At 68.6% G+C, this 23,678-nt stretch carries 25 protein-coding genes; 15 read left to right on the forward strand and 10 right to left on the reverse strand.

The annotated features are described in order from the left end of the window. Positions 1–818 precede the first annotated feature (818 nt). Positions 819–1,640, reverse strand: a complete 822-nt coding sequence (locus OG558_RS16430) for an LLM class flavin-dependent oxidoreductase (RefSeq protein WP_405071041.1) — start codon at positions 1,638–1,640, stop codon at positions 819–821. Positions 1,641–1,750: 110 nt separating this feature from the next. On the opposite strand from OG558_RS16430, the gene OG558_RS16435 reads away from it, so the two are divergent. The 5 genes from OG558_RS16435 (at position 1,751) to OG558_RS16455 (ending at position 5,296) form a co-directional block, all read left to right on the forward strand. Beyond that, positions 1,751–2,746 carry a YgfZ/GcvT domain-containing protein gene (locus OG558_RS16435; protein ID WP_405071042.1) on the forward strand — a complete coding sequence of 332 codons (996 nt, stop codon included), beginning with the start codon at positions 1,751–1,753 and terminating at the stop codon, positions 2,744–2,746. Between the two features lie 46 nt (positions 2,747–2,792). Beyond that, entirely contained in the window at positions 2,793–3,749 is a 957-nt protein-coding gene (locus OG558_RS16440) for an asparaginase (protein ID WP_405071043.1), read from the forward strand. Positions 3,750–3,822: 73 nt separating this feature from the next. Continuing rightward, positions 3,823–4,287 (forward strand): helix-turn-helix transcriptional regulator, encoded by a 465-nt coding sequence (locus OG558_RS16445; protein WP_329484054.1) that lies wholly within the window; start codon positions 3,823–3,825, stop codon positions 4,285–4,287. A gap of 33 nt (positions 4,288–4,320) precedes the next feature. Next, positions 4,321–4,842 carry a hypothetical protein gene (locus tag OG558_RS16450; RefSeq protein WP_405071044.1) on the forward strand — a complete coding sequence of 174 codons (522 nt, stop codon included), beginning with the start codon at positions 4,321–4,323 and terminating at the stop codon, positions 4,840–4,842. Between the two features lie 103 nt (positions 4,843–4,945). After that, positions 4,946–5,296, forward strand: a complete 351-nt coding sequence (locus tag OG558_RS16455) for a DUF2516 family protein (protein ID WP_405071045.1) — start codon at positions 4,946–4,948, stop codon at positions 5,294–5,296. Between the two features lie 264 nt (positions 5,297–5,560). Here OG558_RS16455 and OG558_RS16460 read toward each other — a convergent pair whose 3' ends face one another. Next, positions 5,561–6,352: a L,D-transpeptidase family protein gene (locus OG558_RS16460; protein WP_329484056.1), complete on the reverse strand. Its 792-nt coding sequence runs from the start codon at positions 6,350–6,352 to the stop codon at positions 5,561–5,563. Between the two features lie 88 nt (positions 6,353–6,440). On the opposite strand from OG558_RS16460, the gene OG558_RS16465 reads away from it, so the two are divergent. Further along, positions 6,441–6,944, forward strand: a complete 504-nt coding sequence (locus OG558_RS16465; RefSeq protein ID WP_405071046.1) for a macro domain-containing protein — start codon at positions 6,441–6,443, stop codon at positions 6,942–6,944. 29 nt (positions 6,945–6,973) lie between these two features. On the opposite strand, the gene OG558_RS16470 is transcribed toward OG558_RS16465, so the two are convergent. The 3 genes from OG558_RS16470 to typA all read right to left on the reverse strand — a co-directional run bounded on the left by OG558_RS16470 (position 6,974) and on the right by typA (position 11,311). Beyond that, the gene (locus OG558_RS16470; RefSeq protein WP_405071047.1) at positions 6,974–7,534 is read right to left on the reverse strand and encodes a L,D-transpeptidase; all 561 of its coding nucleotides are present in this window, start codon (positions 7,532–7,534) and stop codon (positions 6,974–6,976) included. Positions 7,535–7,780: 246 nt separating this feature from the next. Beyond that, the gene (locus tag OG558_RS16475; protein WP_405071048.1) at positions 7,781–9,436 is read right to left on the reverse strand and encodes a glutamate--tRNA ligase; all 1,656 of its coding nucleotides are present in this window, start codon (positions 9,434–9,436) and stop codon (positions 7,781–7,783) included. A gap of 12 nt (positions 9,437–9,448) precedes the next feature. Next, complete coding sequence (typA, locus tag OG558_RS16480; RefSeq protein ID WP_405071049.1) at positions 9,449–11,311, reverse strand: translational GTPase TypA; 1,863 nt, start codon at positions 11,309–11,311, stop codon at positions 9,449–9,451. 283 nt (positions 11,312–11,594) lie between these two features. Here typA and OG558_RS16485 point away from each other — a divergent pair, with 283 nt between their 5' ends. Beyond that, positions 11,595–12,230 (forward strand): TetR/AcrR family transcriptional regulator, encoded by a 636-nt coding sequence (locus tag OG558_RS16485; protein WP_405071050.1) that lies wholly within the window; start codon positions 11,595–11,597, stop codon positions 12,228–12,230. A 199-nt stretch (positions 12,231–12,429) separates the two neighbouring features. Here OG558_RS16485 and OG558_RS16490 read toward each other — a convergent pair whose 3' ends face one another. After that, positions 12,430–13,176: an SDR family NAD(P)-dependent oxidoreductase gene (locus tag OG558_RS16490; RefSeq protein ID WP_328524184.1), complete on the reverse strand. Its 747-nt coding sequence runs from the start codon at positions 13,174–13,176 to the stop codon at positions 12,430–12,432. A 61-nt stretch (positions 13,177–13,237) separates the two neighbouring features. Between OG558_RS16490 and OG558_RS16495 the strand changes: the two genes are divergently transcribed. Continuing rightward, positions 13,238–14,407, forward strand: a complete 1,170-nt coding sequence (locus OG558_RS16495; protein ID WP_405071051.1) for an amidohydrolase family protein — start codon at positions 13,238–13,240, stop codon at positions 14,405–14,407. On the opposite strand, the gene OG558_RS16500 is transcribed toward OG558_RS16495, so the two are convergent. Continuing rightward, positions 14,404–15,153, reverse strand: coding sequence for an SDR family oxidoreductase (locus OG558_RS16500; protein WP_405071052.1), 750 nt, complete (start codon positions 15,151–15,153; stop codon positions 14,404–14,406). The two genes, OG558_RS16495 and OG558_RS16500, sit on opposite strands and share 4 nt — an antisense overlap. Before the next feature lie 132 nt (positions 15,154–15,285). Between OG558_RS16500 and OG558_RS16505 the strand changes: the two genes are divergently transcribed. Genes OG558_RS16505 through OG558_RS16520 form a run of 4 tightly spaced genes read left to right on the forward strand, consistent with a single transcriptional unit; the run spans position 15,286 to position 18,730 of the window. Then, complete coding sequence (locus tag OG558_RS16505; RefSeq protein ID WP_405071053.1) at positions 15,286–16,191, forward strand: helix-turn-helix domain-containing protein; 906 nt, start codon at positions 15,286–15,288, stop codon at positions 16,189–16,191. Between the two features lie 4 nt (positions 16,192–16,195). Next, entirely contained in the window at positions 16,196–17,488 is a 1,293-nt protein-coding gene (gene mshA / locus OG558_RS16510) for a D-inositol-3-phosphate glycosyltransferase (RefSeq protein ID WP_405071054.1), read from the forward strand. Continuing rightward, positions 17,485–17,973 carry a YbjN domain-containing protein gene (locus OG558_RS16515; RefSeq protein ID WP_405071055.1) on the forward strand — a complete coding sequence of 163 codons (489 nt, stop codon included), beginning with the start codon at positions 17,485–17,487 and terminating at the stop codon, positions 17,971–17,973. Before mshA ends, OG558_RS16515 begins: the two co-directional genes overlap by 4 nt. Positions 17,974–17,983: 10 nt before the next feature. Next, complete coding sequence (locus tag OG558_RS16520) at positions 17,984–18,730, forward strand: phosphoglyceromutase (protein WP_329484068.1); 747 nt, start codon at positions 17,984–17,986, stop codon at positions 18,728–18,730. Here OG558_RS16520 and OG558_RS16525 read toward each other — a convergent pair. From OG558_RS16525 to phoU, 3 genes are all read right to left on the reverse strand, one after another. Further along, the gene (locus OG558_RS16525; protein WP_329484069.1) at positions 18,711–18,944 is read right to left on the reverse strand and encodes a hypothetical protein; all 234 of its coding nucleotides are present in this window, start codon (positions 18,942–18,944) and stop codon (positions 18,711–18,713) included. The genes OG558_RS16520 and OG558_RS16525 overlap by 20 nt on opposite strands. A gap of 33 nt (positions 18,945–18,977) precedes the next feature. Next, a complete protein-coding gene (locus OG558_RS16530; protein WP_405071056.1) occupies positions 18,978–19,232 on the reverse strand; it encodes a hypothetical protein in 255 nt (84 codons plus the stop codon). Positions 19,233–19,766: 534 nt separating this feature from the next. Beyond that, complete coding sequence (phoU, locus tag OG558_RS16535; RefSeq protein ID WP_329484071.1) at positions 19,767–20,474, reverse strand: phosphate signaling complex protein PhoU; 708 nt, start codon at positions 20,472–20,474, stop codon at positions 19,767–19,769. A 206-nt stretch (positions 20,475–20,680) separates the two neighbouring features. Between phoU and OG558_RS16540 the strand changes: the two genes are divergently transcribed. The 3 genes from OG558_RS16540 (at position 20,681) to OG558_RS16550 (ending at position 23,673) form a co-directional block, all read left to right on the forward strand. Continuing rightward, complete coding sequence (locus OG558_RS16540) at positions 20,681–21,895, forward strand: ATP-binding protein (RefSeq protein WP_329484072.1); 1,215 nt, start codon at positions 20,681–20,683, stop codon at positions 21,893–21,895. Then, positions 21,892–22,569, forward strand: a complete 678-nt coding sequence (locus tag OG558_RS16545; protein ID WP_133787236.1) for a response regulator transcription factor — start codon at positions 21,892–21,894, stop codon at positions 22,567–22,569. The genes OG558_RS16540 and OG558_RS16545 overlap by 4 nt, the downstream gene beginning before the upstream one ends. 87 nt (positions 22,570–22,656) lie before the next feature. Next, positions 22,657–23,673: an iron-siderophore ABC transporter substrate-binding protein gene (locus tag OG558_RS16550; RefSeq protein WP_329484073.1), complete on the forward strand. Its 1,017-nt coding sequence runs from the start codon at positions 22,657–22,659 to the stop codon at positions 23,671–23,673. Positions 23,674–23,678 lie beyond the last annotated feature (5 nt).

A 23,678-nucleotide genomic window follows, 5' to 3' on the forward strand; every position in this document is an offset into this window, starting at 1 on the left:
CCCTCCCAGCACTGCCCGCCGGGCCACAGACCGGCGGGCAGTGCTATGGCCATTTCAGGGGTCAACCGGCTCTTCTGCTTCATGTGTGGGTGATGTGACGGACGGTAGGTCATCGGTGAGACCACCGACCAGACAGCTTTGCCGGGCACGCGGTGAATTTGTGAGAAGGAACAGGTGATGGCGCTCGCGACCGGACACGCCCTCGCGTCGGTGGTCCGGCAGTTCGGCACCTCGCCCAGGCGGTAGGCGGCCCGCTTACGCATTTGGTGGGTTGACGTCCCATGTGGTGGGTTGCCGTACCGAATTCCGGGGCGCCAACCCACCATCTCGGACGTCAACCCACCAAAGGGGTCGCTCAGCACCATGCCCACGCCGACACCGAGCGCCGGGCGGGGACGGAGCCGGTGGGCTGGGACAGGTCGTGGTGGGTCGGGGGCTGCGTTGTGGCCGGTGGGTTAGGACGGGTCGTGGTGGGTTGGGACAAGGAATTGCCTGTCTCATCCCGCCAGGACCTGTCCCAGGTCACCAAAGGTGGACCGATCGGCGGAGAACACGCCCGCCGAAACCGCCCGGGTTCAGCCTTGGCATACCCTCCACCTCTGCCCACCCCGACATCGCCCCTATCCCGACCAGCACACCCGGCCGACGATCACCCACACATCGAGCAGGAGACCCGGTCAACCCCTGACAGAGTGGGTTGCCCCCTCAAATTCCGTGGGGGCAACCCACCACCTCAGGGGCTGACCCTGAAAGCAACGTCGCCCGAGGGTGACCTGACTGACGGTGGTGGTGGCGCGAGGGTGCGGGTGGTGGACGGGTCAGCGGCCGGTGAGCATCTCGACCACAGGAGCGAGGTCCTCGAGGTAGGTCGAGTTGACGCTGATGTACGTCGTACCGAAATCGTCCCGCCGCCGTTGCAGCTCGTCGGCCATCTGTTGCGGCGTACCGCGCAGCATCATCAGCGAGTCGCTCGCCTCCAGCTCCTCGGGTTCGACGCCGGCCGCCCGCTTCGTCCACGGCGGCAGCTCGCGCGTCCCGGCCGCGAACAGGTTCATCGCCAGCTCGATCTCGTCCGCGCGCGATCCGGCCAGCCCACGCAGGTCCCGGACCAGCTGAGTGATCTCGGCCCGTGGTGTCATCGCGTCCTTCGCCAGCGAGACGATGTCGGCCCGGGACGCGGCCAGTGCGAGCGCCCGTGGTCCGCCGGCCGCGAGCATGATCGGCGTACGGCGCTCGCCGTCGAGCCGCACCAGGTGGTCGAGGGTCTCGCGGACCTGGTCACGTCGTTCCTTGGCCGAGCCGAAGCGCAGACCGATCTCTTCGACCTGCTGCTCGACCGCCGGCCGCCCAGTCCCGATGCCGAACTCGAACCGCCCGTCGGTCAGGACGGTCAGCGTGTGCGCCTCCCAGGCGGCCGCACGCGGTGTCCGGAGCGGTGCCGCTGCCACGAACGTGCCGACCCGGATATCCGCGACCGCAGCGGCCATCGCCAGCGAGGGGAACGGCGACGGCAGTTGGAGCCCGTCGGGCATCAGTACGGTCGAATATCCGAGGTCCGCCGCTCGGCGGACGGTCTTGATCCAGTCGTCGCCGGTCGTCGGGCTGCCCACCACACCGAACCGGAATCGCCGGTCACTCATCGCCTTGCTCCCTTCAAGTTCTGATACCTCAAGCGTGGCCGCGACCCGGGGTTGTCCACATCCCACCCCGGGAGGCGATCGCCGTACGCCGCTCGACGTACTCTGGTGACATGTCACGAAACCGCAGCCCACTGCTGGCCCGGCCTGGCGCGGTCGAGGCCACCGGACTCGACGCCGGCGTCGCCGCCCACTACGGGTCGGATCTGCGCGAGCAGCGGGCACTGGTCGCTGGTGAGGCGTTCGTCGACCTGTCGCACCGCGACGTGGTCACGATCACCGGCCCCGACCGGCTGACCTGGCTGCACGCGCTGACCACGCAGTACTTCGAGGGCCTCAAGCCCGGCACGTCGACGACCGCGCTGCTGCTGTCACCGACCGGCCACATCGAGCACGTGATGTACGGCGTCGACGACGGCGAGACGTTCTGGCTGCACACCGAGCCGGGCGCGGCCGCAGCGATGGTCGACTGGCTGCAGAAGATGGTGTTCATGTCCCGGGTCGAGATCGCGGACGTGACCGACGACTATGCGATCGTCTGGCGGCCCGGACCGGCTTCGGCCAACGAGCATCTGACCCGCAGTGGTGCGGATTCGCTCGGCGGCCACGAGGTGTTCCTGCCGCGCGCGGAGCTGGCCGGACTCGAGGGGCCGGCGGCCGGGATCTGGGCGTACGAGGCGCTCCGGATCGAGGCCGGCAACCCGCGGTTCGGCCTCGACACCGACGAGCGCGCCATCCCGAACGAGGTGGGCTGGCTCGGCGTCGGCGTACACCTGAACAAGGGCTGCTATCGCGGTCAGGAGACGGTCGCGCGGGTGCACAACCTCGGCCGTCCGCCGCGGCGCCTGGTGCGGCTGCATCTGGACGGCTCGGTCGACCACCTGCCCGCGCACGGGTACGCCGTATGCGCGGGGGAGAAGCAGGTCGGGTTCGTGGGGTCGGCGGCCCGGCATCACGAGCTGGGCCCGATCGCACTGGCGATGGTGAAGCGGAACGTGGACCCGGACGCCGTACTGGAGGTCGTGGCCGAGGATCAGCCGACCGTGACCGCGACGCAGGAGATCCTGGTCGACCCCGAGGCAGGGCTGCACGTGCGCGCCCGGCTGTGAGCCGGATCATTCGCAACACCGCGTTTTGCACCTGTACAGTTCAGCCGTGACCGAACCTGTGATCCTGGCCGACGTCGTCCGCAGCGACTTCGTCGAGGGCCATCATCGTGGCTCCGTCGTGGTGACGAACCCCGACGGCAGTGTGGCCTGGTCGGCCGGCATCGTCGACCAGCCGATGTTCCCCCGCTCGTCGAACAAGCCGATGCAGGCGCTCGGCATGCTCCGCAACGGCCTGGACCTGGACGGCGAGCTGCTCGCGCTCGCGGGCGCGTCGCACTCCGGCGAGCAGTTCCATCTGGACGGCGTACGCCAGATCCTCGCGAAGGCCGGTCTGGACGAGTCGGCGTTGCGGACGCCGGTGCAGTACCCGCTGGACGACGCGGCCCGGGACGCCTGGGTACGCGCGGGCCACGGCCCCGAGCCGATCACGATGAACTGCTCGGGCAAGCACGCCGCGATGATCCTGACCTGTCACGTCAACGACTGGCCGCTGGACGACTATCGCTCGCCGGATCACCCACTGCAGAAGGAGATCCGGACCGCGATCGAGGACTCTGCCGGTGAGAAGGCCTCGTACATCGCCGTCGACGGCTGCGGTGCGCCGATCTTCGCCCTCACGCTGTCCGGCCTGGCCCGCTCCTTCGGCCTGTTCGCCGCCGCGGCCCCGGAGACCCTGGAGGCTCGCGTCGTCAAAGCCTTCCGCGCACACCCCGAGTACGCCAGCGGGAGTACGCGCGACGAGGCCGAGCTGATGCACGCCGTCGACGGCCTGTTCTGCAAGGCCGGCGCCGAGGGTGTGTACGCCGTCGGCCTCGCGGACGGCCGTGGCATCGCCCTGAAACTCGAGGACGGCCAGGCCCGCGCCCGCAAGGTTGTCATGGCCGCGACCCTGCAGCGCCTCGGCATCACCAACGACACCATCGAGCGCCACCTCCACTTCCCCCTCCTCGGCGGCGGCGTCCAGGTCGGCGCCGTCCAGCCGCATCCTTCGGCTTTCAGCTAGTTGACGGCCCGCGTGAGCGGGCTCACGGTGGACCTGCTTGCAATTGCAAGCAGATTGCTAGCACAATGGACGCATGGCCAAGTTGAGTGATCGTGCGGCTGGGGCAGTGGGCTCCCTCGGGGAGTACCTCGCCGAGCAGCGGCGGCATGCGCAGTTGTCGTTGCGGCAGCTGTCGGACCTGGCCGGTGTGTCGAACCCGTATCTGAGCCAGATCGAGCGCGGCCTGCGGAAACCGTCGGCCGATGTGCTGCAGCAGCTCGCGAAGGCGTTGCGGATCTCCGCGGAGACCCTGTACATACGGGCCGGCATCCTCGATCCGGACGACAGCTCGGACGGCCGACGGGCCGCGGGCGTGGTCGACGCCGTCCTGCTCGACCCCGCGCTGAACGAGCGGCAGAAGCGTGTCCTGCTGGACGTCTACGCGTCGTTCGTCCGTGAGAACACGTCCCCTGATGAGCCCGACGAGCCGGCTCCTGCCAGACCGGCTGCGAAGACCACGGCCAAGAAGACCCCTGCAAGCAAGCGCACCACCAAGTAAGTGTTTCCTGCTGAAAATCCGAGGAGAAGCCTGATGGCTACCCGTACGCCTGTCACCCCGTTCTACGCGATCGCCGGCGCCGGCGACCTCGCGGTGGAGAAGTTCCGCGCGGTCAGCGAGGACGTCACCGCCCGGTTCGCCAAGCTGGACCAGAAGACCCTGCAGACCGAGCTGACCAAGGCTCAGACCGAGTTCGCCAAGCGCTTCGAGACCCTCGTCGCCGACGCGCGGACCGCCCCGGCCAAGCTGCGTGAGCTGCCGGCCGTCGCGCAGCACGGTTTCACCACCGTGCTCGGCCAGGCCGAGGAGACCTACGAGGACCTGGCCGGCCGCGGCAAGGACCTGGTCGAGCGGATCCGCAGCCAGAAGGCCACCGAGGACTTCGTCACCCAGGCCAAGACCACGGTGAGCAAGGCCAAGGCGACCCGGACCACGGCCAAGAAGACCGCCGACAGCGCGACCCGCAACGTCAAGGCGACCGCGACCAGCGCCCGCAAGACCGCGAAGACCGCGTCCAAGGCCGCCACCGACGCCGCCGCCAAGCTCGGCGACTGACGGTAACGATCAGCCCACCCGTGGGTGAATCCTCCGGCCGGGTGGCCCCGATCTGCGACCGAGCAGAGGTGGGCCACCCGGTCTTTCGGTTAGGCTCGTAGGCATGCTCCCACTCGCTACGTTCCCGAACCTCTTTCCCGGGTTCGCAGGTCCGCTCGAGATCATCTGGTGGGTGCTGCTCGGCCTCAAGCTGGTCGCCCTGATCGACGCCGGCTTCCGGCCACGGGCGGTGTTCGTCGCCGCGGACAAGCTCACCAAGCCCGGGTGGATGCTGATCCTGATCGTGTTCACGCTCAGTCAGATCTTCCAGGGCTGGCTCAGCTTCTTCGGCCTGATCGGCATCGTCGCGTCCGCCGTCTATCTGGTCGACGCCCGCCCGGCCCTGCGTGCCGCCGCCGGCCGCGGCCGAGGCGGCTGGGGCATCCGCCGCCGCCGGGGCCCACGCCCACTCTGACCCACCCCGCCGTACGACGTTCCGGCCGGGTAATGCTTCGGCCAACGCAGTAGCGGCCAGCGTGGAGAGCCCCGGCCGCGCCAGGCATCGGGGCCTTGGACAGGAACTGGTGGGGTGTCACCTGCTATTACCTGTCAAAGCCCCCGAGTAGGGGTAGGAGCCCCCGAAAAGTCCGACGGCGCAGCAACTCCTTACCCCCGGCGCCCGTCGTCCGGGGCTCGTCTTACGGGCGACCGTCGTACGGCGTTCGCCGTACGACGGAGCTCACGAGCGGTAGACGATCACCTTGTCGCCGACCTTGATCTCGCTGAACAGGACCTTGATCTTGCCCAGGTCCCGGACGTTCACGCAGCCGTGCGAGGCGCCGTTGTAGCCACGGGCCGCGAAGTCGGACGAGTAGTGCACCGCCTGGCCGCCGCTGAAGAACATGGCGAACGGCATCGCCGAGTCGTACAGCTTGGAGACGTGGTTCCGGCTCTTCCAGCCGACCGTGAAGCTGCCCTCGCGGGTCGCCGTCTTCACTGCCCCGAACCGCACGTCCAGCTGCATCTTCACCACACCGTCGACGACGTACCGCAGCTTGCGGGTCGACTTGTCGATGCACATCACCGCGCCGGTCGCGCAGCGCGGGTCGAGCTTCTTGCCGCTCACCACCGGCGCCGGCGGGAAGAGCTCGGTCTGCGTCGGCTCGTGGGTGACCGCGGCCAGCTTGGTCAAGGTGTTCTGGTCGATGTATCCGAGCTGGGGAATGCCCTTGGACTGCTGGAACTTCTTCACCGCGGACCGGGTCATCGTCCCGAACTCGTCGTCCTGATAGCGCTTCTCCAGCAGCTTGAGCTGCACCAGCCGCGCCTCGACCTTGCGCACGTTGGTCCCGGTGGAGCCGTTCTTCCACAGCGCCTTCGGGTAGATCGGTAGCTCACCGCTGACCTCGAACGGCACCGTCTTGAGGTCGTTCGGAGTCGCCGTCGCACTCGTCCCGGAACTGAGGAGGGCAGCAAAGATGGCGCCCGTGACCAGTCCGGTCAGTACGTTGCGAATGATCGGCCCACGCATCGGACACCCCTCTGATCGACCCGTCCCTACACTTGTGGGACGTCCTCACCGGTCTTTCGGTTGGCTCAGCGTACCGGAGGAACTCCGTATGGAGATCGTTCTCAGCACCAACGACATCACCACGGTGCCGGCCGATGCGATCGTGAACGCGGCCCATCACGCCCTGCGCGGCGGTGGCGGCGTGGACGGCGCGATCCATCGCGCGGGTGGCCCGGAGATCCTCGCGGAGCTGATCGAGCGATACCCGAACGGCACCCCGACCGGTACGGCGGTCTGGACCACAGCCGGCTCGCTGCCCGCCTCGTACGTGATCCACGTCGTCGGGCCGAACTACACCGCGGGCCAACGGGATCCGGCGCTGCTCGAGTCCTGCTACCGCAACGCCCTGCGGATCGCGGTCGAGCTCGACGTGAAGACGCTCACCCTGCCGGCGGTGTCGGCCGGGATCTACGGCTGGCCGGCCGGGTCCGCCGCGGACATCGCCGTACAGACGCTGCGCCGGACGGCGACCGGCGTCGCCACCGCGACCTTCTGTCTGGTGGAACCGCGGCTCTACAAGGCCTTCCAGAACGCGACAGCGGCCGGGGAGTGACTCCCCGGCCGCTGCTGAGCGCTTGCTGATCAGCCGCTGTAGACGACGACCTTGTCGCCGACCTTGATGCGGGCGAAGATCCAGGCGATCTTCGTCTTGTCCCGGATGTTCACGCAGCCGTGCGAGGCGCCGTTGTAGCCACGGGCCTTGAAGTCCGAGGAGTAGTGCACCGCCTGGCCGCCGCTGAAGAACATCGCGTACGGCATCTTCGAGTGGTACAGGGACGACACGTGGTTCTTCGACTTGCGGTAGACCTTGAAGACGCCGTTGCGGGTCGGCGTCTTGCGGGCGCCGAAGCGGGCGTCCGCGACCTGGACCGCCTTGCCGTTCACGACGTACACCAGTTTCCGGGTCTTCTTGTTGATGCAGAGCACCCGGCCCTTCGTCAGACAACGCTTGTCCAGGCGGTACTTGCCCACCACCGCGCTGGACGACGCCGCCGTGGCCGCCTTCTGCGGCGCGACCACGACCTGGGGCGCAACCTTCGGTGCGACCGTGACGGCATCGGCCGTCGTGGTGGCGGAAAGTGCGCCGACGCCCACGAACGCGGCGGCCGTCAGAGTAGCGCCGAGCTTACGCAGAATGCCCATGTTTCCTTGTCCTTCCCCCAACAGAGTTGCTTGCACAAAGACAGACGTCATCGACTGACGTCTGGTTGGTAACGATCCGGAACTTCCTCACCCGCGACCGCCGTAGCCCCCGCGACCGGCCGAAGAATTATTTATCACACCGATGTAGTTCAGGTCGCACTCCGCGAGTGACCGTTTCCACTTCGTGCCCTAGGAACCCTCCAGGACGCTTGAAGTATGGAACAACAGCCACTCCCGCCCCAGGAGTTACTGACCCGCCAGCGCTCGCAGCCGACGCAGCACTTCCGGTTCACCGAGGGCCTGGGCCGTCTCGTGCAGGTCCGGGCTGCGGGTCGCACCGGTGATCGCGACGCGTACGAGCTGGGAGGCCTCGCGGATCGAGCCGGCATACGCGTCCGGGTCCTTCTTGTACTCCTTGGCGTTCGCTGCGAACCCGTGCTTCGCGGCGAGGGAGCGGATCTGGTCGAACCACTCCTGCGGATCGTCGCGATGCTCGTAGCCGGCCACCAGGTCCTGGGCGAACGCCGTGACGACCTCCGGCGCGACCCCGAGCGGGACGAGCCGCTCGTCGGCCGGCCCGTCGACGGGGACGAACAACTCCGGGAAGAAGAAGCCGTACGCCGACCGGAAGTCGGACCACTTACGCAGATCCTTGCGCGGATTCTCGACGCCGTCCCGCTCGACCGCGAGCGCCCGCAGTGCGAGGTCGGTCCGACCGTCGAGCACGGGGACAAGCTCCGCGTCGTACTCCGTCGCCCACCTGCGGACCGCGGCGAGGATCTGCTGCCCGGTCAAGGTCGCGATGTGGTCGGCGCTGATGTCCTCGAGCTTCACCAGGTCGACGAGCGGCCCGGCGGCACCGGCCTGGCTCAGATCGATGGGCGTCGACAACGCTTCTGCCAGAGGCATTTCCGCGAGCCGGCCGTTGGCGAGTCCACGCAGGTAGTAGAGCACCGCGTCCGCCGGATAGCCCGCGCCGATGTAGAAGTCGACACCGGCCTCGGGGTCCTTCCGCTTCGACAGCTTCCGTTTCCCGCCCGGGATCTGCTTCATCAGCGGCGCGATGTGCGCGTACGTGATCGGCTCGAACTCGAGCGCCGCGAAGAGCTGCTGATGCAGCGGTACCGAGGAGATCCACTCGTCGCCACGGATCACCAGGTTGACCCGCATCAGGTGGTCGTCGACCGCGTGCGCGAAGTGGTACGTCGGTAGTCGCGGCGACTGGTCCGATGACTTCAGGATCACCGCGTCGTTCCGATTCGCCTCGTGCTCGAGCCGCCCACGAATCGCGTCGACGAAGCTGGTCCGCTGCCCGTCGGCGTCGTCCGGGGTGCGGAACCGGACGACGTACGGCGCCCCCTCGGCCAACTTGGCCGCAACATCAGCCGGGTCGGCGTCCCGCCAGATCGCCCAGCTGCCGTAGTACCCCGTCGGGACCTTCGTGGCCTGCTGTTGCGAGGTGATGTCGGCAAGCTCGTCCTTGGTCGCGAAGCACAGGTAGGCCTTGCCCTGCCGCAACAGGTGCCGGACGTAGGTCAGGTAGATCCGCTCACGCTGCGACTGCACATAAGGCCCGTACGTCCCGTGGTCGACGTCTTCGTCCGAGCTGATGCCGAAGTACTCGAAGGCCCGCGCGAACTGATCCAGCGCCCCTTCGACCTCCCGCGACTGATCGGTGTCCTCGACCCGAACCAGGCACACCCCGCCGGAGTTGGAGGCGATGTCCCGATCGATCGTCGCGACGTAGATCCCGCCGATATGCACGAAACCTGTCGGCGAGGGCCCGAACCGGGTGACCTTCGCCCCTTCCGCAAGCCCTCGCTCGGGAAACTCCTGCTCCCAGACCTCCACCTCGGGAAGATCCGCCGGAAACAGCCGATCGACAACCGCACGATCCAGCATGGTCAGATGAACTCAGCTCTTGCTCTTGCGGCCGAGCTTCGACCGCTCGATCTGGGTGAGGGCGACCTTGCGCATCCGGATCGCGTCGGGGGTGACCTCGACGCACTCGTCCTCGCGGCAGAACTCCAGCGACTGCTCGAGCGACAGCTTGCGGGCCGGGACCAGCTTCTCGAACTCGTCCGCGTTGGAGCGGACGTTCGTCATCTTCTTTTCCTTGGTGATGTTGACGTCCATGTCGTCGGAGCGCGAGTTCTCGCCGACGATCATGCCCTCGTACACCTCGGTGGTCGGCTCCACGAACATGGTGCCGCGCTCCTGCAGGTTGATCATCGCGTACGACGTGGCGGCGCCGGACCGGTCCGACACCAGCGAGCCGGACGGCCGGGTGCGGAGCTCGCCGAACCACGGCTCGTAGCCCTCGAACACGTGGTGCGCGATACCCGTACCGCGGGTGTCGGTGAGGAACTCGGTGCGGAAGCCGATCAGGCCGCGGGCCGGCACCAGGAACTCCATCCGGACCCAGCCGGTGCCGTGGTTGGTCATCTGCTCCATCCGGCCCTTGCGGACCGCGAGGAGCTGGGTGACCGTGCCGAGGTACTCCTCGGGGCAGTCGATCGTCAGCCGCTCGACCGGCTCGTGCCGCTTGCCGTCGATCTCGCGGGTGACGACCTGCGGTTTGCCGACGGTCAGCTCGTACCCCTCGCGGCGCATCTGCTCGACCAGGATGGCCAGCGCCAGCTCACCACGTCCCTGCACCTCCCAGGTGTCAGGACGCTCGGTCGGCAGCACCTTGAGTGACACGTTGCCGACGAGCTCGCGGTCGAGCCGGTCCTTGACCAGGCGGGCGGTGACCTTGGTGCCCTTGATCCGTCCGGCCAGCGGCGAGCTGTTCGTACCGATGGTCATCGAGATGGCCGGCTCGTCGACGGTGATGAACGGCAGTGGCTTGGGATCGTCGGGGTCGGCCAGGGTGTCGCCGATCATGATCTCCGGGATACCGGCGATCGCGACGATGTCACCCGGTCCGGCCGAGTCGCCGGGCACCCGCTCGAGCGCCTCGGTGATCAGCAGTTCGGTGATCTTGACCTTCTGGATCGTGCCGTCGTGCTTGCACCAGGCGACCTGGGCGCCCTTCTTGAGGGTGCCTTCGTGCACCCGGACCAGCGCGAGCCGGCCGAGGAACGGCGAGGCGTCCAGGTTGGTGACGTGTGCCTGCAGCGGCGCGCCCTCGGTGTACTCCGGGGCCGGCACGTTGGCCAGGATCGCCTCGAACAGCGGCTCGAGGTCCTCGGAGTCCGGCAGCCCGCCGTCGGCCGGCGGGTTCAGCGAGGCGCGGCCGGCCCGGGCCGAGGCGTAGACGATCGGGAAGTCGAGCGCGGACTGGTCGGCGTCGTGGTCGAGCAGGTCGAGGAACAGTTCGTAGGTCTCGTCGACGACCTCGGCGATCCGCGCGTCCGGGCGGTCCACCTTGTTCACCACCAGGATGACGGGCATCTGCCGCGCCAGCGCCTTGCGCAGCACGAACCGGGTCTGCGGCAGCGGACCCTCGGAGGCGTCGACCAGCAGCACGATCGCGTCCACCATCGACAGGCCGCGCTCGACCTCACCACCGAAGTCGGCGTGGCCGGGGGTGTCGATGATGTTCAGCGTCATCTGCTCGCCGTTGGCCATCTTGTGCCGTACGGCGGTGTTCTTGGCGAGGATCGTGATGCCCTTCTCACGTTCCAGGTCGCCGGAGTCCATCGCTCGCTCGTCCACGTGCTGGTGTGCGCCGAACGCGCCGGACTGCCACAGCATCGCGTCGACGAGAGTCGTCTTCCCGTGGTCGACGTGGGCCACGATCGCGACATTGCGCAGGTCGTTACGGACAGGCATGGGGAAGCGCTCCAAGCAGATAGGACTGAGTGTCAGGCGGTGGCTACGGCGTGTTGTGTCGCTCGAGAAGGCCACTCGACGCAGGGCGCAGCCTCTTCATCTTACCGGTGACCGTTCGTGTCCACGAATCGGAAGCCCCTTTGACATTTGTTGACTGGACGTCCAGTCTATAGAAGGCGCCTGGGGAGGGGCCTGAAATAACGGGGGGTCAGCCCGGGAGCGCCGGGCAGAAGGACGGGGATTGTCCGGCGCTTCAGGGCCTTGACCACAAAGGAAAGGGATCGTGCCGCGGTCGGCCACCGTCAATCAGGAACTGCGAGAGCGCTCCCGGGAGCGCATCCTGGCCGCCGCGCTGGAGGTCTTCGCCGCCAAGGGCTACGAGGCCGCGTCCATCTCGCAGATCACCGCCCAGGCAGACGTTTCCCGCGGACTGGTCGCGTACTACTTCGCCACCAAGGAAGAGCTCGCCGCCGAGTTGCTCGACCGCTGGCTGGACGGCATCGCTGCTATCCTCACCATCCCGGGGACGCCTGACGAACGCCTGGCCGGCATCATCGACGGCGGCTTGATGGCGGCCGCCACCACGCTCCCGATCCAGCGGCTCGCGATCAGCCTGATGATGCAGCCTGGCACGCACGACGTGTTCGCCCGCGTCGAGACCGCGAAGTCGGACCGCCTGGCCCTGGTCGAGGACGCGATCCGTGACATCTTCACCGCCCGCGGCGCGGCCGATCCCGCCGTCGAGGAAATGTTGCTCAGAGCAACCTTGGAGGGCGTGACGGTCAAGCTCGCGATCTACTGCGAGACCTTCCCCGTCGAAGACATCCGCCGCCGCCTGTACGCCGGCTACAACCTGCCGGAGCCCACCAGTCCACTCCCCGTCTTGTCCCCGCCGGTGGATCGACTCCGTGCGAAGTAGTAGCGGGGAAACTAATCGTCACCTGGTGCACATTTGTTTCCCCGCAACTTCGAGCGCGAGGCCGACGCGGGCGAGCGCGCTCGGCAGTTCCCGACGGCCGCTTGGAGCTCCCCGGTGCACTCCTCTCCGTCCGGCTCGATCGACACGTCGCACGACGACCGCGATTGTGTGACACCTCTACCTACGTCGGAGTGCGGCCCTACTGAACGCGGTGGACCTTGTGCTGGGCGGCTTGGGCTCGGGGGCGGACGGTCAGGCGGTCGATGTTGACGTGGGACGGGCGGGTGGCGATCCAGGCGACGATGTCGGCGATGTCGTCGGCGGTGAGGGGCTCGGCGACTCCGGCGTACACGGCGTCGGCCTTGGCCTGGTCGCCGTCGAAGCGGGTCAGCGCGAAGCCTTCGCTGCGGACCATGCCGGGCGCGATCTCACAGACCCGCACCGGCTGGTCGAACAGCTCCAGCCGCAGCGTGTCGACGACCGCCTTGGCGCCGTGCTTGGCGGCGACGTACCCGCCGCCGCCCTCGTAGGCGACCTGGCCGGCGGTCGAGCCCATCACGATGATCGTGCCGTGGCCGGCGATGAGGGCCGGGAGCAACGACTTGGTGACGGCCGCGACGCCGATCACGTTCACCTCGAACATCTGCCGCCAGGCGTCCAGATCCGCCTCGGCGACCGGCTCGAACCCGAAGGCGCCGCCGGCGTTGTTCACCAGCACCGCCAGCCGGTCACCGACGGCGGCGGCCAGCGCGGCCACGTCGTCGGCCGACGTGACGTCGCACCGCACCGCGCGCCCGTCGATCTCCTTGGCCAGCGCCTCGATCCGATCCAGCCGCCGCGCGGCGCAGATCACCTCGAAACCCTCGCGGGCCAGGTACCGCGCCGACGCGGCCCCGATCCCACTGCTCGCTCCGGTCACCACGGCAAGAGGTCGGTCGGAAGTCATGCGCCAAGTCTTCCACTCACGTGCCCTGACGCTGAACCGCGTCTCAGGACAAACTGCCGATATGACCAGGATCGCGCTGCGGGCAGACCGGATCTTCGACGGCGAGCGGGTACTCGACGACCGGGTCGTGCTCGTCGAGGACGGCCGGATCACCGGTACCGACCGGGAGGCGCCGCGCGACTGGCCGATCCGCGAACTGCCGGGCGGCACCATCCTGCCCGGGCTGCTCGACGCGCACGTGCACCTCACCGGCGACAGTGGCCCGGGAGCCCTCGACCGGCTGCGCGAGGCGACGGAAGACACGATCTTCGCCACCATCGAGCAGTCGTTGCGGATCCACCTCGGCGCCGGGGTCACCACTGTCCGTGACCTCGGTGACTCGAACGACGCTGTCCTGGACTGGCGGAACCGCGGCGTCAATGGGCTGCCGACGGTCATCGCGGCCGGCGCGCCACTCACCAGCGTGGGCGGGCATTGCTGGTGGCTTGGCGGTGAGGTGGCCGGCCCGGAGCAGATCCGCGCGGCCGTACGCCGCCGGGCCGAGAAGGGTGCCGATGTCATCAAGATCATGGGCAGCGGCGGTCCGGTGACGCCCGGCAGCGACGCGCTGAGCCCGCAGTTCACCCCGACCGAACTGGCGGCAGCCGTGTCGGAGGCCCACGCGGTCGGCCTTCCGATCACCGCACACGCGCACGCGCTGGCCGCCGTACGTCAGGCTGCGACAGCCGGTGTCGACGGGATCGAGCACTGCACCTGTCTGACGGCCGGCGGCGTGACGATCGACGGCGACCTGCTCGCCGGACTCGCTGCCTCCGGGATCGCGGTCTGCGGAACGCTCGGGTCGGATAGGTCGGTCGTCGTACCGCCGGAGATCCTGGCCGCGTCCGCCCGGGCCGGAATCACCGAGGCCGCGCTGCAGCAGGTCGTTCACCGCCTGTACGACGGCGGAGTCCGGCTGGTCGCCGGGTCCGACGGCGGGATCGGGCCGGCCAAACCTCACGGACTCCTGCCGGCGACCCTCGCCGAGTACGTGCAGTCGGGTCTTCCGGCGAAGACAGCACTCACCACCGCCACGGCCGTGGCCGCCGACGCGCTCGGTCTCGGCGCTCGCAAAGGCCGGATCCGGCCCGGGGCCGACGCGGACCTCCTGCTCGTCGACGGTGATCCGACCGACGACATCACGGCCCTGGCCAGTCCGGTCGCCGTCTATCTGGGCGGCCGTGAGGCTTAGGCCTGGCGGGTCGGGAGGGCGATGATCTGGCGGAGGTTGAGCTCGCGACGGCGGCTGACCGCGAACGTGACGACGTCGGCGATGTCGGTGGCGGTCAATGCGCCGATCTGGTCGTTCATCTCGGCGATCAGGTCCTGACCGTCGGCGTCGAGGTGAGTGGCCAGCTCCGTGTCCGTCAGCCCGGGTTCGATGTTGGTGACGCGCACGTCGTACGGCGAGAGGTCCGCCCGCAGGGACGTGGACAGATGGGTCAGGGCGGCCTTGGTCGCGCTGTAGACGCCGTAGCCGGGGAAGACCAGGTGCGCGCCGATCGACGAGATGTTCACCAGGTCGGCGGTCCGGCCCTGGGAGCCGGCCGCGATCAGGTCCGGTGTGAACGCGCCGATCAATCGCAGCGCGCCGGTCAGGTTGGTGTCGATCATCCGGGTCCAGTCGTCCAGCCGGACCTGCTCGACGGGGGCCGCGAGCATCACCCCGGCGGCGTTCACCAGCAGGTCGACCTGGCCCAGCCGCTGGTGGATCTGGCCCACCCCGGCATCGACCGAGTCCGGTGAGGTCACGTCCATCCCGACTCCGAACGCCTGCGGGCCGAGCTTGCCGGCCAGGTCGTCCAGCCGGTCCTGCCGCCGCGACACCAGTGCGACCGCGGCGCCGTCGGCCGCCAGCCGCTCGGCGATCGCGGCGCCGATACCGCTCGCCGCACCCGTGACGACGGCATTGCGGCCGGCCAGCGGAAGGTTCGTCATCGTGTTCTCCAAGTAGTTGCGAAGGTTGATGACACCGATCCTGTGGCGATCGCCGGACGCTACCCAGATGTCTGCTGAACCTGGTTCTGGCAGGACCAGGCTCCGGACCCGGCCGATCTGGATACTGGAGCCATGGATCGTCGTGCGGAGCTGACCGAGTTCCTGAAGTCGCGGAGGGCCCGGGTGCAGCCCGAGGACCTCGGACTCAAGGTGTTCGGTGGCCGTCGGCGCGTGCCGGGGTTGCGTCGTGAGGAGCTCGCCCAGGCGGCCGGGGTCAGCGCCGACTACTACGTCCGGCTCGAGCAGGGCCGCACCGACAACGTCTCGCAGGAGATCCTCGACGCGGTCGCGGACGTGCTCGGCCTGACCGTTGACGAGCGCAAGCACCTGGCCCGGCTGGCGAAACCGGTCCGTCGTGCGACGAGACGCCGTACGGCGACGCAACGGATCAGGCCCGGACTGCAGCGGCTGCTGGACTCGATGGACGACGTACCCGCGTTCGTACTCGGCCGCCGGATGGACGTGCTGGCGTGGAACCAGCTGGCCGCGGCGCTGATCGCGGACTTCGCGAGCCTGGCGCCGAACGAGCGGAACGTGCCGCGGATGGTGTTCCTGGATCCGGCCTCGCGCGACTTCTACCCGGACTGGGACGCGGTCGCGGCCGAGAGCGTCGACTACCTGCGGATGTACGCCGGCCGCTACCCGGACGACCCGGAGCTGGCCGAACTGGTCGGTGAGCTGTCGATCCACAGCCCCGAGTTCCGCGAGCACTGGGCCCGGCACGACGTGAAGGACAAGAGCTTCGGGACGAAGGTCCTGCACCACCACCTGGTCGGCGAGATCAGCGTGCGGTACGAGACCCTGCAACTGCCCGGCGACCCGGATCAGCTGCTGGTCACCTACACCGTCGAGCCCGCGTCGGCGTCCGAGCAGAATCTGCGGCTGCTCGCGAGCTGGGCGGCGGCGGACCATGACGCCGGCGGCCCGGCGGATAGGGAGAAGTCCCGATTCCCGACGCAGACGCCGGAGTTACCCTGACCACGTGACCGAACCGTCCGCAGACCGTCCACCGCGGCGGGTCGCGATGATCAGCCTGCACACCTCACCGCTCGACCAGCCGGGCACCGGGGACGCGGGCGGCATGAACGTCTACGTGGTGGAGCTGTCGAAGCGGCTCGCCGGCCTGGGCATCGAGGTCGACATCTTCACCCGGGCGACGTCGTCCGCGCTGCCCGCCCGGGTCGAGCTGATGCCCGGCGTGATGGTTCGCAACGTCGCGGCCGGGCCGTACGAAGGACTCACCAAGCACGAACTGCCCGCGCAGCTGTGCACGTTCGCCCGGGCGGTCCTGCGGGCCGAGGCGATCCACGAGCCCGGCTGGTACGACGTGATCCACTCGCACTACTGGTTGTCCGGGCAGGTCGGTCTGCTCGCCCGCGACCGCTGGGCCGTCCCACTCGTCCACACCATGCACACGATGGCCAAGGTGAAGAACGCCAGCCTGGCCGAGGACGACGTACCCGAACCGCCGGCGCGCCTGATCGGCGAGGAGCAGGTGGTCGAGTCCGCGGATCGCCTCCTGGCCAACACCGACGACGAGGCGCAGGAGCTGATCACGCTGTACGGCGCTCAGCCCGCGAAGGTCGAGGTGGTCAACCCTGGCGTGGATCTGGACATGTTCAGCCCCGGTGATCAGGCCTCGGCCCGGCACACCCTCGGGGTGCCGACGGACGCCGTCGTACTGGCCTTCGTCGGGCGGATCCAGCCGTTGAAGGCGCCCGATCTGCTGATCCGGGCGGCCGCGCGGATGCTCAAGCGCGACCCGTCGCTGCGGGAGCGGTTGATCGTCGCGATCATCGGAGGTCCGTCGGGCAACGGCATGGAGCACCCCGAGGCGCACGCCGAGCTGGCCCGGGCGCTCGGGGTCGACGACGTGACCCGGTTCGTGAAGCCGATGGAGCGGCCGGTGCTGGCGGACTGGTACCGAGCCGCATCAGTTGTCTGCGTTCCGTCGTACTCGGAATCCTTCGGGCTGGTCGCGCTGGAGGCGCAGGCCTGCGGTACGCCGGTGGTCGCGGCGGCGGTCGGCGGCCTGAGTACGGCGGTGCTGGACGGGCAGACCGGGCTGCTGGTGCGCGGGCACAGCGTCGACGACTTCGCCGACGCGCTGGGCCGGATCGCGACGGATCCGCTCACGCGCGAGAGCATGAGCCGGGCGGCGGTCAAGCACGCGCAGGGGTTCGGCTGGGAGCTGACCGCCCGCAAGACGCTGGCGGCGTACCGGACCGCCACGCGGACGATGGCGGCCGAGATCGCCGCGGAGGTGGCTGGGTGAGAGTGTCGGCGGCGGACGTGATCCGCCAGGTCCTGACCGAGAACGAGCTCGAGTTCACCGAGAGCGAGCCGGGCGTCTTCGCCGCCGACCTGCCGGGGGAGCGCAAGCTGAAGACCACGGTGACGCTGACGGTCGGGGCGCAGTCGGTCCAGGTGCACGCGTTCGTGGCCCGGCACCCGGACGAGAACCACGCCGCGGTCTATCGCTGGCTGCTGGAGCGGAACCTGAAGATGTACGGCGTCGCGTTCGCCGTCGACCATCTGGGCGACATCCACCTGGACGGGCGGGTCCCGCTGCACGCGATCACGCCGACCGAGGTGGACCGGCTGCTCGGAGCGGTGCTGGAGTACGCCGACACGTCGTTCAACACGATCCTGGAGCTCGGGTTCGCGTCCTCCATCCGCAAGGAGTACGACTGGCGCGTCGCCCGGGGCGAATCCACTCGAAACCTGGACGCGTTCAAGGGCTGGCTGGAGCCCCAGTAGGCTGGCAACCATGACCTATCGCCTGATCCTGCTCCGCCACGGCACGAGCGACTGGAACGCCAAGAATCTGTTCACCGGCTGGGTCGACGTCGACCTGAACGCGGGCGGTGTCGAGGAGGCGCAGCGCGGCGGCGAGCTGCTCCGCGACCGCGACCTGCTCCCCGACGTGCTGCACACCTCGGTGCTGCGCCGGGCGATCCGCACCGCGAACATCGCGCTCGAGGTGGCCGGCCGCCAGTGGATCGACGTACGGCGGTCCTGGCGGCTGAACGAGCGGCACTACGGCGGCCTGCAGGGCAAGGACAAGAAGCAGACCCTGGAGGAGCTCGGCGAGGAGCAGTTCATGCTGTTCCGGCGGTCGTACGACACGCCGCCGCCGGCGATCGAGCGCGGCTCGGAGTACGACCAGGCCGGCGACCCGCGGTACGCCGGGCTGCCGTCGGAGCTGCTGCCCGCGACCGAGTGCCTCAAAGACGTCGTCGAGCGGATGCTGCCCTACTGGTACGACGCGATCGTGCCGGACCTGCGGGCCGGGAAGACCGTCCTGGTCGCCGCGCACGGCAACTCGCTCCGCGCGCTGGTCAAGCACCTGGACAACCTGGACGAGAAGACCATCGTCGGCCTGAACATTCCGACCGGCATCCCGCTCTACTACGAGCTCGACGAGGACTTCCACCCCCTCACCCCCGGCGGCGAGTACCTCGACCCCACCGCCGCCAAAGAAGCCATCGAAGCCGTCAAGAACCAGGGCCGCTGATCTGTTCTGGCGTGAGAGCCCGCAGGTGCTCGAGCTCGTCCCGAAGCTCGGGATGCTGCGCGACCGCCTCCGGGTTCTCCTCCAGGAGCTCGAGTAACCTCGCTCGGCTCCGTTTCAATTCGTGATAGCTCGCTGCGGCGCCGGCCATGAGTTCCGGCAAACTCATGGCGGACAGGTCGGCATCGAGCGCCTGCGTGATCTCTGAATCAGTCATGTCGGTGAAGTTATCCACTTCCACCGACGACTCTCAGGCGTTGTGCTGAGCTGTGGACAAGTCGGCGCCCGTGACGGCGTCAAGGTCCATGCTCCGAAGCTGATCGCGCAAGGCACGCAGTTCGGGCCGCTGGGCGACGATCTGAGGGTTGTCCTCCAAGAGAGCGAGTTTGGCCCTCTGGAGATTTCTCATGTGCTGTTCCACAGCGTCGAGATGTGCGAGCAACTCGGCACCGTTCATGGATGACAGGTCGGTACTGGTCAGTCGGTCCGTGAGAGATTCGTCCACGTCCGGAAAGCTATCGGAAAACCCGCAGGCCGCCATCCTGCTCTGCGACCAGCCTGTGTGCACCTGGTCGGCACCGCCTCTTCGCGACGCGAGGGCTAGCCGGCTCTGTTGTCGGTTCCGTGGGTGCTTCGCGGGCCATCGGCCGGATGGCCAGGCCATCACAACGCCGCGAGTGCGACGGCTTCCCGCGGGCGGTCGCGGCGTCTCGTTGATTGTGATGGCCTGGAGGTCCGCCACACCCCGCTCCGAGGCGGTGGCGGGTTTGGCGATGCCGGGCCCCTGCCCGGACCTGCACCACTCACAGCAGTGCGATGCCGGAGATGCCACGCTCGGCCGCGAGCAGTGGGCGGTTGATGGACCGGGTTGATGAGTGCCCCACGTCCGCCCAGCTCGAGCAGAAGAGCCGGATATCCGTTCGTATGGCGGTGGCGCAGGCAAGCAGACCGGTCCGCGTCGCAAGTTGATGTGCTTCTGCGGGCAACGAAAAGGCGCCTCCGGCAACTGTTGCCGGAGGCGCCTGCTGGCTGGTGGAGCTCAGTTGCCGTTCGGGTTGGGCGTGGAGGCGCCGGCGCCGGAGCCGGCGGCGGTGCCGCCGACGGCGACCGGGAGCTCGCCGGTGACCAGGTAGACGACCCGGCGGGCCATCGCGACGGCGTGGTCGGAGATGCGCTCGTAGTACCGGCTGAGCAGGGCCATGTCGACCGCGACCTCGACGCCGTGCGGCCAGGCCTCGTCCATCATCAGCCGGAACTGGTTGGTGCGCAGCTTGTCCATCTCGTCGTCGGTGGCCTCGAGCTTGCCGGCCGCCTCGACGTCGCGGGACGAGATCACGTCACCGGCCGCGTCGACCATCTTGCCCGCGACGGTGCCCATCTCCTCGATCACGTCGTGCAGCTCGGCCGGGATCGCCGGGGCCGGGTAGCGCATCCGGGCGATCTTCGACACGTGCGCGGCCAGGTCGCCCATCCGCTCCAGGTCGGCCACCATCCGCAGCGCCGCGACCAGCATCCGCAGCTCGTTGGCGACCGGCGACTGCCGCGCCATCAGCTCGAAGACCTTCTCCTCCACACCTTCACCGGCGGCGTCCAGCTGGATGTCGGCCGCGATGACCTCTTCGGCCCTGCGGATGTCCGCTTCCAGCAGGGCGGCGGTCGATCGGCGGACGGCGGTGGACACCGTCCGCGTCATCCGTTCGAGCTCGGCGAGGATGTCGTCGAGCTGCTCGTGGTAGCTGTCACGCATTGTGTTCGATTCCGATCTGTGGTGTCCGGTGCCACGGTGAGCGGGGTGGCAGGCACTTGCCCGTACCCGCCCACCGGTGACCGTATGCCGTCGAGGTTGCCGGATGGCGACGAGTGGTGAACGACCGATGAACAGTTAGGTCGTGTCCCGGTCATCCGGTGATCATTCGGTCTTTCCCTGCTGGTTGCCCGCGTAGCATCGTTGCCGTGGACCCCACGCTGGCTGCGGTGCTGGGCGGCGTCATCGGCGCGGCCCTGGCCCTGCTTTCGCTCGGCGCGATGATGCTGTCCGAGCGGGCCCAGCGCAAGATCCCGGAGTCCCCCGACCCTATCGTGCCCAACGGCGTCGCCACCGTTCTGTCGGTACTGCGTTCGTCCGCGGTGGTGATGGGTCCGGAGGACCAGGTGCTCCAGGCCAGCGCGCCGGCGCACGTGCTCGGCATCGTCCGGGGTGAGCGGCTGGTGGTCGACGACATCCTGACCATGGTCCGGGCGGTCCGCCGCGACGGCGAGATCCGCCAGCAGGATCTGGAGATCGTCCGCGGCCGGCTCGGCGCCACGCAGTTCGTGAGTGCCCGGGTGGCGCCGCTGGGCAGCCAGCTGGTGCTGGTCCTGGTCGAGGACCGGACCCGCGAGCGCCGGCTGGAGGCGATCCGGCGGGACTTCACCGTCAACGTCAGCCACGAGCTGAAGACCCCGGTCGGCGCGCTGATCCTGCTCGCCGACGCGGTGTCCGAGGCGGCCGACGATCCCGAGGCGGTGCAGCGGTTCTCCGACCGGATGCGGGTCGAGGCCTCCCGGCTGAGCCGGCTGGTCAAGGAGATCATCGAGCTGTCCCGGCTGCAGGGTGACGACCCGCTGGAGAACCCCGGCCCGGTCGACATCAACGCGGTCGTGGAGAGCGCGGTGGATCGCTGCCGGGTGGACGCCGAGGGTCGCGACATCAAGATCGTGGTGAAGACCGAGCCGGCGCTCGAGGTGATGGGCAGCGAGGACCAGTTGTCGATCGCGATCGGCAACCTGGTCGAGAACGCGGTCAACTACAGCCCCGACGGCACCCGGGTCGCGGTCGCCGCGCACCCGATCGGCGACCTGGTCGAGATCACCGTCTCCGACCAGGGCGTGGGCATCCCGAGCAGCGACCTGGAACGCATCTTCGAGCGGTTCTACCGGGTCGACCGGGCCCGCAGCCGCGAAACCGGTGGCACCGGCCTCGGCCTCTCGATCGTCAAGCACGTCGCCTCCGTCCACGGCGGCGACGTGCGGGTCTGGAGCGTCGAGGGCCAGGGTTCCACCTTCACCGTGAGACTCCCGCTGCGGCTGGAACCCGCCGCGGGTCAGACCGATTCCTCTAGCCAAGAGGAGCCGGCCATCTACCTGGCGCCCACCCCGTCAGACAGGACCAAGGAGGCAGCTTCGTGACCCGAGTGCTGGTCGTCGAAGACGAAGAGAGCTACAGCGACGCGTTGTCGTACGTGCTGCGCAAAGAAGGGTTCGAGGTCGCCGTCGCGGAGACCGGACCGGACGCGCTGGACGAGTACGACCGGGCCGGTGCGGACATCGTCCTGCTCGACCTGATGCTGCCGGGTCTGTCCGGCACGGAGGTGTGCCGGGCACTGCGCAGCCGGGGCAACGTCCCGGTGATCATCGTCAGTGCCAAGGACACCGAGGTCGACAAGGTCGTCGGCCTCGAGCTCGGCGCGGACGACTACGTGACCAAGCCGTACAGCCCGCGGGAACTGCTGGCCCGGGTCCGCGCGGTCCTGCGCCGCGGCCAGGATGTCGAGCTGCTGCCGGACACGCTCGAGGCCGGCCCGGTCCGGATGGATGTGGAGCGGCACGTGGTGACCGTGTCGGGGACCGAGATCCGGCTCCCGCTGAAGGAGTTCGAGTTGCTCGAGATGCTGCTGCGCAACACCGGCCGGGTGCTCACCCGCGGGCAGCTGATCGACCGGATCTGGGGCGCCGACTACGTGGGCGACACCAAGACCCTTGACGTGCATGTCAAGCGGCTGCGCTCCAAGCTCGAGAAGGACCCGTCGAACCCGCAGCACCTGGTGACGGTGCGTGGCCTGGGCTACAAGTTCGAGTCCTGAGTCACATCCCCCGCAGGTCGCCACGACCTTCGGGGTTAGCTTAGGCTCTCCTTAGTTGAGGCAACCGCTTTTCTGAGGAGGGTCACGATGTCCTGGTCCCGTCCCCGCGTGATCGGTGCGGCTGTCACCGCCGTACTGGTCGCGACGACGCTGGCCGCGTGCGGCAGCGACGCCGACAAGTCGGCCGGCGGTTCGGCCGGTACGGCGTCCGCCGGGTTCCCGGTCACGTTGAAGAACACGTTCGGCGAGACCACCATCACCGAGAAGCCGGAGCGGATCGTCACGCTCGGCTGGAACGCGCAGGACGTGGTCTACGCCCTCGGTGAGACCCCGGTCGGGATGCCGGAGGTCACGTACGGCCAAACCGCGGCGGGAACCACTGCCTGGGGCGCTGGCGAGTTCGACCCGGCGAAGACCACGCTGCTCGACACCGGCGACAAGTACCCGTTCGAGAAGATCGCGGCGTTGAAGCCGGACGTGATCCTGGCGCCGTACGAGGGCTTCGACGAGGCGACGTACAAGACCCTGAGTGGCATCGCGCCGACGGTCGCGTACCCGGGGGCGCCGTGGCAGACCACCTGGCAGGACCAGACGCTGCTGGTCGGTGAGGCGCTCGGCAAGAAGGCCGACGCGGAGAAGCTGATCACCGGCATCCAGGACAAGATCGCCCAGGTCGCGAGCCAGCACCCGGAGTTCAAGGGCAAGACGATCACGGTCGGCTCGTTCGGCCCGGACAACTACGTCTACCTGCCGGGTGACCCGCGGGTGCAGATCCTGAACGAGATGGGCTTCGAGAACGCGCCGGGCGTCGAGGCGCTGGAGAAGACCAACACCAAGAAGGAGTTCTCCCTCGCCATCAGTAAGGAGAAGATCGCCGATGTCGACGCCGACGTCCTGGTCGCGTACGTCGACGGGATCGGGACGCAGAAGTTCCTGTCCGACCCGGTCTTCTCGTCGCTCGGCGCGGTCAAGCGCGGCGGCGCCTACGCCCTGCAGGACCAGCAGGTCATCTCCGGGATGAGCGCCGTCAGCGTGCTGAGTGTCCCGTGGGTCCTGGACAAGATGCTGCCGGGCCTGACCAAGGCAGCCCAGGCCAAGGGCTGACAGCG

This window comes from Kribbella sp. NBC_01510, from assembly GCF_045040325.1.
Taxonomy (GTDB): domain Bacteria; phylum Actinomycetota; class Actinomycetes; order Propionibacteriales; family Kribbellaceae; genus Kribbella.